Consider the following 7,181-nt stretch of genomic DNA (forward strand, 5'->3'; position numbering starts at 1 on the left):
TCAGGGTCTGCTCCATGCCGGGACGCAGACCATAGAGCGCAAGCTCCAACCCTGCGACCATGCTGCCGTCACCCATGTTAAAGGTGAGTGGCTCTTCACCATAGGTGGAGAGCGCCTCGGTACCGTCTGGCAGGGTCAGGGAAAAGTGCAACGTGACACCGCTGCCGGGGATGATTTCCGCTCTCATCTCATTCATTCAGTTATCCATCTCTTCCATACTGACAGGCTTGATAGGGTGTAATGCGAGTTCGCATTTCCCATTGCAGACCGGGAAAGCATAACGGATTTGCATATAATTTCGTATGGCCTATTATATATCTAAACCATGAAGTTAGATATATGGTGTAACATTATGAAATTTAAAAATAAAAGAGATAAATTATTCCTGCCGACCTATGAGGTGCGTGAACTTTCCATGAAAGAGGCATTGCTGATGCTGGCAGGGGAGAAGAGGGAAGTGGACCGTCCCACGCTTATTCAACGCGCGGCAGAAAGATTGACGGGCGTCTCGCGAGTGTCGACGACAGCTACGCTGTAAAATCGATAACACGTCGGGTCTGTAGGTCTGATCAAGCGCAGCGGATCAGGCATGAGAAGTTAGAGATCAGGCGAGTAGTTCTTGGGTAATGAAGAGGAAACCCAGAGCACCGATAAGCACCGCAATGGCGGCATACTGAGCAACGATACAGATTGCCGGCAGGTCGTTGCAGATCTTGCTATAACGGCAGAGCTTGCAGTTTTTCAACTTCATACCTCACTAACTGCGGAGGCCGGCCACATTCATCGTGTGCGACCTGGCAATTCTTCCGGAACCCCGGCGACTATGCTTGAAAGGCTTCCCGGGAAGCTCATCCAATCAAGTTGGGACGGGATCGTTTCGTCTAGGTATTAACCCTATATACGAAAACATGCCGCCATATTCGCATAATCCCCAATGTTTGAACAAGGGGATTTTGTCACAATTCCCAGAAAAATTGTAAGTGTATGGTTTGGAAAGACTTTCTTGTCAGGTTCTAACGTATTAACATGTGTGTCCTCTCAATTCGCTGGAGCCACATCATGTTAATAGATGGTCCCCTGAAAATCGGTGTACTTGACCAACCTGAGATGCCTGGGCGGGAGCTGCACTTCACCTTTACCCCGGAGTTTCAGGCCCTGAACCAACAGGCCCAGGTGGCACAGTTTCAGGCCTATCTGCAGACCCTGCAACAGGAGATCCACTCTCTGAAAGAAGATGATCAGAATCGGGCGGGTATGTTGATCGTGCAACAGATTGCCGAACAGCTGTTGCCACATCTGCAGGGGGGGGATCTGGAGCTTGACGAGACCATCGTGGTGGAGATGGGACGCGACGAATCCAGCCTCTCTTTGATGAATCTTCTTGGCTGATGGCAGCTGCCTCATATATTTTCGAAGGCACCGGCGAGAACTTCGACCGCCTGGTGCTGGAGAACTCGCGCAGAGGTTTGGTTCTGGTCGACTTCTGGGCGCCCTGGGTAGGGCCCTCAATGCGACAACGTGAGATGCTCAGCAATCTGGCGCAGGAATACGCAGGACGTTTTCTGCTGGTCTCGGTGAATACCGATGAGCAGAAACCGTTGGCAGAGCGTTTCGGTGTGCGCAGCCTGCCGTCGTTCAAACTGTTTAAGAACGGTGAGATGGTTGCTGAGTATCATGGCGTGCAGCCGGAAGCGGATTACCCGCGCATTATCGATGAACATGCCGCCAAACCCGTCGATCAGGTCAGTGCCGGGGCGATTGCCGCCTGGCAGACGGGCGATCCGGACAAGGCATTGCAACTGCTGGCCGAGGCGGTAGTCAACGAACCGGACAACTTGGCCTTTCCTGCGCTGATGGCCAAGATCCTGATGCGCCAGAATCGTATTGACGAAGCGTATCAGTTGCTCAGTTCACTGCCGGAGGCGTTTCAGAATGAGCCGCAGATCAGTGGCCTGCTGGCGCATCTCGATTTTCTGCAGACGGCTGCCGGGGCGGATGCAAAAGCCGATCTTGAGGCCCGTATCACAGCGACGCCCGAGGATGCCGAGGCGCGTTATCAGTTGGCGTCGGTCTGTCTGCATGAGGATGAGATCGAGCAGGCGTTTGAGCATCTGCTGCTGCTTTCGCGACAGATCCCGGTCTATCGTGACGGCATCGCCCGCAAAGGCATGAAGGCCCTGTTGGATATGCTCGACCCCGCAGATGAGCGGGTCAACCGCTATCGAAAAGCGCTCTATCGTCTCAACTATTGAAAACGTATCTTTTTCAGCACCATTGCTATGGCGTAGGTCGGGTTAGACGCGAGAAGTGGCACATAACCAGAGTCCGGCACAATGCTACCCTTGCGGCGTAACCCGACAAAATAGTGTCGGGTTACAATGCGCGTCAAACTTTGTGATGGAATTCAAGTGTGGTGAAGCGCGTATTTAACCCGACCTACAAAAAATGATTGTTTGATGAAAAAGCGGAATAGTTACTGAAATCTATGGAATCACCCGCCCCCCGTATTGGATTCGTCAGTCTTGGATGTCCCAAAAATCTGGTGGATTCCGAAAGGATTCTAAGCCGGCTCCGGGCCGAGGGGTATGAGATATCACCCTCTTATGACGGTGCTGAACTGGTGGTGGTCAATACCTGTGGTTTTATCGATGCTGCGGTGGAGGAGTCACTGGATGCCATCGGTGAGGCGCTCAAGGCGAATGGTCGGGTAATCGTCACCGGCTGCCTTGGCGGCGATGAGCAGCGTATCCGCGATGCCCATCCCCGGGTGCTGGCAGTGACCGGAGCCCACGCCTATGAGGCGGTGATGGATGCGGTGCATGCGGCCTTGCCGGCGCCACATGATCCCTTCATCAGCCTGCTGCCCCCGGAGGGGGTGAAACTCACGCCGCGTCACTACGCCTATCTGAAGATCTCGGAGGGCTGCAACCATCGCTGTACCTTCTGCATCATTCCGCAACTTCGGGGTGATTTGGTGAGCCGTTCTATCGGCGAGGTTATGTTGGAGGCGGAACGGTTGGTGGAGTCGGGGGTGCGCGAGTTGCTGGTGGTCTCCCAGGATACCAGTGCCTACGGTGTCGACCTGAAGTATCGTCCCGATTTCTGGAACGGGCGGCCACTGCAGACCCGCATCAGGGAGCTTGCTGCTGCGCTGGCTGAATTTCCCGCCTGGGTCCGGCTGCACTATGTCTATCCCTACCCCCATGTGGGCCATCTGATCCCCCTGATGGCGGAGGGTCATATCCTGCCCTATCTGGACATGCCCCTGCAGCACGCCAATCATCGATTGCTGCAGTTGATGAAACGGCCCGCCGCCACCGAGAAGGTGCTTGAGCGGATAATCCGGTGGCGTGCCGAGTGCCCCGATCTTACCCTGCGCAGCACCTTTATCGTCGGTTTTCCCGGGGAGACGGAGGCGGAATTCGAGGAGCTGCTCGATTTTCTGCGTGTGGCGCAACTCGACCGGGTCGGCTGCTTTGCCTACTCTCCGGTGGATGGGGCAACAGCCAATCGGCTTCCGGACCCGGTGCCTGAAGCGGTTAAAGAGGCGCGTCGCGCCCGTTTCATGGAGGTGCAGCAGGAGATCAGCCGTGAGCGGCTACAGCAGCGGGTCGGTCAGGAGATAATCGTACTGGTGGACGAGGTGAACGAGAAACAGGTTATCGCCCGCAGTGCGGCGGATGCGCCGGAGATCGATGGGCGGGTGGTGATTCCCGGTAGCTGGGAGCTGGAGCCGGGGGATTTTATACAGGTGCGGGTGAGCGGGGCGACTGCCCATGACCTGAAAGCGGAACCGGTCGATGTTGATGAAGTGTGAAATAAGCGCTTCCCTGCGCTTGCCAACCATCCGGCAGGACGGATTTTTTGGAAATATTTAGAAGGCGTTGCCGCTCGTTTTGCCAAGCTTCTTCAGCATCGTGGCCAAGGGGCAGAAACCGGTGAAAGCGGACTGCAGCAGGTTCAGGCCGACAAAGGCGGTGAAGTAGAGCCAGTAGTCGTTGTGATATTGTGAAAGTGCCAGGCTGGCCAGGATGGCGATACCGGCGAAAGCCAGCACGATACGTTCGATGTTCATAGGTTTGCCTCTAAACTGTATATAGGGTGGCCGGATTCAAGACCAACTGGAATCCACGTCTAACGGCGTCGGTCGCCGGAAAAATATGATATTAGCATTATCTTATATTTAGTCAAGGACAAGTTTTTTGTATGGGTGATTCCATGGCGCAGCAGCAAAGCCTGATTTCAGCACTTCAGCGTGCGGAGGCCTACCCCCATGCGGTGGATGAGATCGAACATATCGAAACCCATATCTCCCATCTTCTGCTGGCGGGAGCGTTCGTCTACAAGATCAAAAAACCGCTTGATCTTGGGTTCCTCGATTTTTCCACCCTGGAAAGGCGGCGTTACTTTTGTGAGGAGGAGTTGCGCCTCAACCGGCGGCTGGCCCCGGAACTCTATCTGGATCTGGTCACGATTACTGGAGATCACGATACTCCGGAGATCGATGGCAAGGGCGAGATACTCGAATATGCCGTAAGGATGCGGCGATTTCCCCAGTCCTCACTGTTTGACCGGACCCTGCCGGACAGAGAACTGGTGCTCCGCCTGGCCCGCAGGGTCGCCCGTTTTCATGCCGTGATTCCCGCAGTCGACCCGAGGGAGTCCTATGGACAGCCCCAGTCGGTGCTGCAACCGATGCTGGAGAATTTTGCCCATATCAGGGCTGCGCTGGATGAACGGGCGGGGAACGGGAAACTCGCTTCGCTGGAAACCTGGACCCGGAAGCGCATGGAGCGGTTGCTGCCGGTTATCCGGCAGCGGCGGGAGCAGGGACATATCCGGGAGTGTCATGGTGATATGCACCTCGGCAATATTGCCCGGTTTCAGGGGCGGATCTGTATCTTCGATGGGATCGAATTCAATCCGCAGTTGCGTTGGATCGATACCCAAAGTGATATGGCCTTCCTGCTGATGGATCTCCAACACAAAGGGTTGCAGCAGGAGGCTGCAAGCTTTCTCAACGCCTATCTTGAGATCTCCGGGGACTACGATGGGCTGCCGCTGCTGCCGTTCTACCTTGTCTACCGTGCCATGGTGCGCGCCAAGGTGACGGCGATCCGCCTGGCCCAATCCGGCCTGAGCAGGGATGAGAGACGTTCCACTGCAGCGGAGTATGCTGCTCACATCGATCTTGCTGCCCGCCTGAGTCAGGTCATGCCACCGGCCCTGATTATCACTTTTGGGTTCTCCGGGTCCGGCAAGAGTCGGGTCGCAGGCTGGTTGGCGGAACATCTGCCTGCCATACAGGTGCGCTCGGATGTCGAGCGCAAACGGCTGTGCGGTCTTCTCACGGGCGAGTCACTGGTCTCGGCGCCGGATGAGGGGATCTATAGGCCCGAAGTGACAGAGGCAACCTACACCCGTCTGCACGCCATAGCGACTACAGCCATCCAGGCAGGATTTACCACGATCATCGATGCCACCTTTCTCGATGCGGGAGCGCGCGACCGTTTCAGAAAACTGGCGCAAACTCAGGGTTGCCCATTCCTCATCCTGGCTTGTCATGCCCCGGTCGGGCTTTTGCGCGAACGTGTGCAGCAGCGCAACCGGGAGGAGAGTGATCCCTCAGATGCGGATCTCACCGTACTGGAGCGCCAATTGAAAAAAAGTCAGGCGTTCTCTGTCGCCGAACAGCCTTTTCTGCTTGAATGGGATACTACAGAAGCGCCCTCATCCGCACTGTTGGAACAGATCAGCGCCAAGTTGAATCTGCAGCGCTGTGAATGTGCTGAAACGAGAGAGTAACCATTCAGCACAATTTGACGTAGGTCGGGTTAGATGCGCAGTGGCATAAGCTGGAATTAGGCAAACATTTTATGCGCATCGTAACCCGACACTGTCTTGTCGGGTTACGATGCGCGGCAAGCCTGGCTGCGAAATTCAAGTTTGGCACACTGCGCATCTAACCCGACCTACAGCGAAACTGTTGTTTAAATGTGGCGATGAACAGCCGCCTTAGAGATTGAGTCAATACTGCCATGAAATTCCCCCACCTTCCCACCGGTCAGCGTTTTCGTTTCCAAGACAAGCTCTACACCAAGATTGGTCCACTTACCGCGAGTGAGGAGGGGAGCGGCAACAACCGGCTGATGATGAAATCGGCGGAGGTCGAACCGCTGGATATGCAGGTTGAAACAAAACCAAAAGGGTCGAGGTCACTCTCCGGGCAACAGATCAGAACCCTGTTCGATCAGACCTGTCTGGATTTTGCGCGGGCCAATCCTGGCGACGAGACGAAACAGTTGCTGGAACTCCTCCAGAGAGATTTCTACCGCCGCTTGTCTTAGCCGGCAGCAATCAGAAAAACCCCGCCGAGCATTACCGCGCCTGCCAGCAGATGGCTGCGCAGACCGGTCTCACGAAAAATGAAGGCGCCGAATAGGATGCCGAACAGCAGACTGGTGCGTTTGACCGCAATCATATAGGCCACTTCCACCTGCTCCAGGGCGATGAAGTGGGTGATCAGCATGATCCCCATCAATCCGGCGACGCCGAACACGGGCAGCGGTTTGCGCCAGATACGCCGGATCGATAGCGGTTTTGCCAGCAACGGTAGCAGTGCGACGCCCACAAGGGCGAAATAGAGTGGGCCGAACAGTTCCGGCGCCATGTACTGCATGGCGCCTTTTCGTTTGCTCTGCGAAGCAGGCAAACCTTTGTCCTTCCGGAAAGAAGAGGCGTCACCCATCGAGGGGTAGACAACTGATTGGCAAAGGGCGCAGCGCTGGTAACGCGGGTCTGAAGGGCAGCTGCGAAGTAAGCGACATACGCAAGTGAACCTGGTTCGGCACAACAGGTGGGCCAGCCTTGCGAAATAGGGCGAAGCCCACATCGGTCAGGCCTGTGTTGGTGATATGTTGCTTACCGGGAAGCCTAGGTAACGGGGAAGCTCGTACAGTCCTTGTTTTCGCTCACCAACAAAGAGGAGACTAGATGTTTGGGAGTGTGAGGGTGATGAGCCTGTAGTGATGAAGTTCCGCCAGGGAAGCCTGGGTACAGTGGAGGAGAAACTGGAATGACCATCGACGGAGGTTCAGTGGGCTTGGTGACAGCCAAAAAGTTGACATGCAAAGAAGGTGAAGTGGCAACCAAGTCTAATCAGAGCACATGTAACTGAACAA

10 protein-coding genes are annotated in these 7,181 nt (G+C 55.4%); 6 read left to right on the top strand and 4 right to left on the bottom strand.

The window, feature by feature from the left end:
* Positions 1–196: FKBP-type peptidyl-prolyl cis-trans isomerase (locus tag G9Q73_RS07310; protein WP_177419202.1), on the bottom strand; the 196-nt coding region annotated here is incomplete at its 3' end.
* A gap of 156 nt (positions 197–352) precedes the next feature.
* Between G9Q73_RS07310 and G9Q73_RS07315 the strand changes: the two genes are divergently transcribed.
* Entirely contained in the window at positions 353–538 is a 186-nt protein-coding gene (locus G9Q73_RS07315; protein ID WP_177419203.1) for a hypothetical protein, read from the top strand.
* A 66-nt stretch (positions 539–604) separates the two neighbouring features.
* Here G9Q73_RS07315 and G9Q73_RS07320 read toward each other — a convergent pair whose 3' ends face one another.
* Entirely contained in the window at positions 605–751 is a 147-nt protein-coding gene (locus G9Q73_RS07320) for a hypothetical protein (protein ID WP_177417909.1), read from the bottom strand.
* Between the two features lie 308 nt (positions 752–1,059).
* On the opposite strand from G9Q73_RS07320, the gene G9Q73_RS07325 reads away from it, so the two are divergent.
* The 3 genes from G9Q73_RS07325 (at position 1,060) to rimO (ending at position 3,817) form a co-directional block, all read left to right on the top strand.
* Positions 1,060–1,389 (top strand): transcriptional regulator, encoded by a 330-nt coding sequence (locus tag G9Q73_RS07325; RefSeq protein ID WP_177419204.1) that lies wholly within the window; start codon positions 1,060–1,062, stop codon positions 1,387–1,389.
* The gene (locus tag G9Q73_RS07330; RefSeq protein ID WP_177419205.1) at positions 1,389–2,252 is read left to right on the top strand and encodes a tetratricopeptide repeat protein; all 864 of its coding nucleotides are present in this window, start codon (positions 1,389–1,391) and stop codon (positions 2,250–2,252) included. Before G9Q73_RS07325 ends, G9Q73_RS07330 begins: the two co-directional genes overlap by 1 nt.
* A gap of 233 nt (positions 2,253–2,485) precedes the next feature.
* Positions 2,486–3,817: a 30S ribosomal protein S12 methylthiotransferase RimO gene (rimO, locus tag G9Q73_RS07335; RefSeq protein WP_177419206.1), complete on the top strand. Its 1,332-nt coding sequence runs from the start codon at positions 2,486–2,488 to the stop codon at positions 3,815–3,817.
* Between the two features lie 57 nt (positions 3,818–3,874).
* On the opposite strand, the gene G9Q73_RS07340 is transcribed toward rimO, so the two are convergent.
* Complete coding sequence (locus G9Q73_RS07340) at positions 3,875–4,075, bottom strand: YgaP family membrane protein (RefSeq protein ID WP_177419207.1); 201 nt, start codon at positions 4,073–4,075, stop codon at positions 3,875–3,877.
* A gap of 131 nt (positions 4,076–4,206) precedes the next feature.
* Here G9Q73_RS07340 and G9Q73_RS07345 point away from each other — a divergent pair, with 131 nt between their 5' ends.
* Together G9Q73_RS07345 and G9Q73_RS07350 are read left to right on the top strand one after the other, a co-directional pair.
* On the top strand, positions 4,207–5,805 hold the full coding sequence (locus tag G9Q73_RS07345) for a bifunctional aminoglycoside phosphotransferase/ATP-binding protein (RefSeq protein WP_177419208.1): 1,599 nt from the start codon (positions 4,207–4,209) through the stop codon (positions 5,803–5,805).
* A gap of 233 nt (positions 5,806–6,038) precedes the next feature.
* On the top strand, positions 6,039–6,347 hold the full coding sequence (locus G9Q73_RS07350; RefSeq protein ID WP_177419209.1) for a hypothetical protein: 309 nt from the start codon (positions 6,039–6,041) through the stop codon (positions 6,345–6,347).
* Here the strand turns inward: G9Q73_RS07350 and G9Q73_RS07355 are convergent.
* On the bottom strand, positions 6,344–6,712 hold the full coding sequence (locus G9Q73_RS07355) for a DMT family transporter (protein ID WP_177419210.1): 369 nt from the start codon (positions 6,710–6,712) through the stop codon (positions 6,344–6,346). The two genes, G9Q73_RS07350 and G9Q73_RS07355, sit on opposite strands and share 4 nt — an antisense overlap.
* Between the last annotated feature and the right edge of the window lie 469 nt (positions 6,713–7,181).

It is taken from the genome of endosymbiont of Lamellibrachia barhami, from assembly GCF_011947365.2.
Lineage (GTDB): Bacteria > Pseudomonadota > Gammaproteobacteria > Chromatiales > Chromatiaceae > QGON01.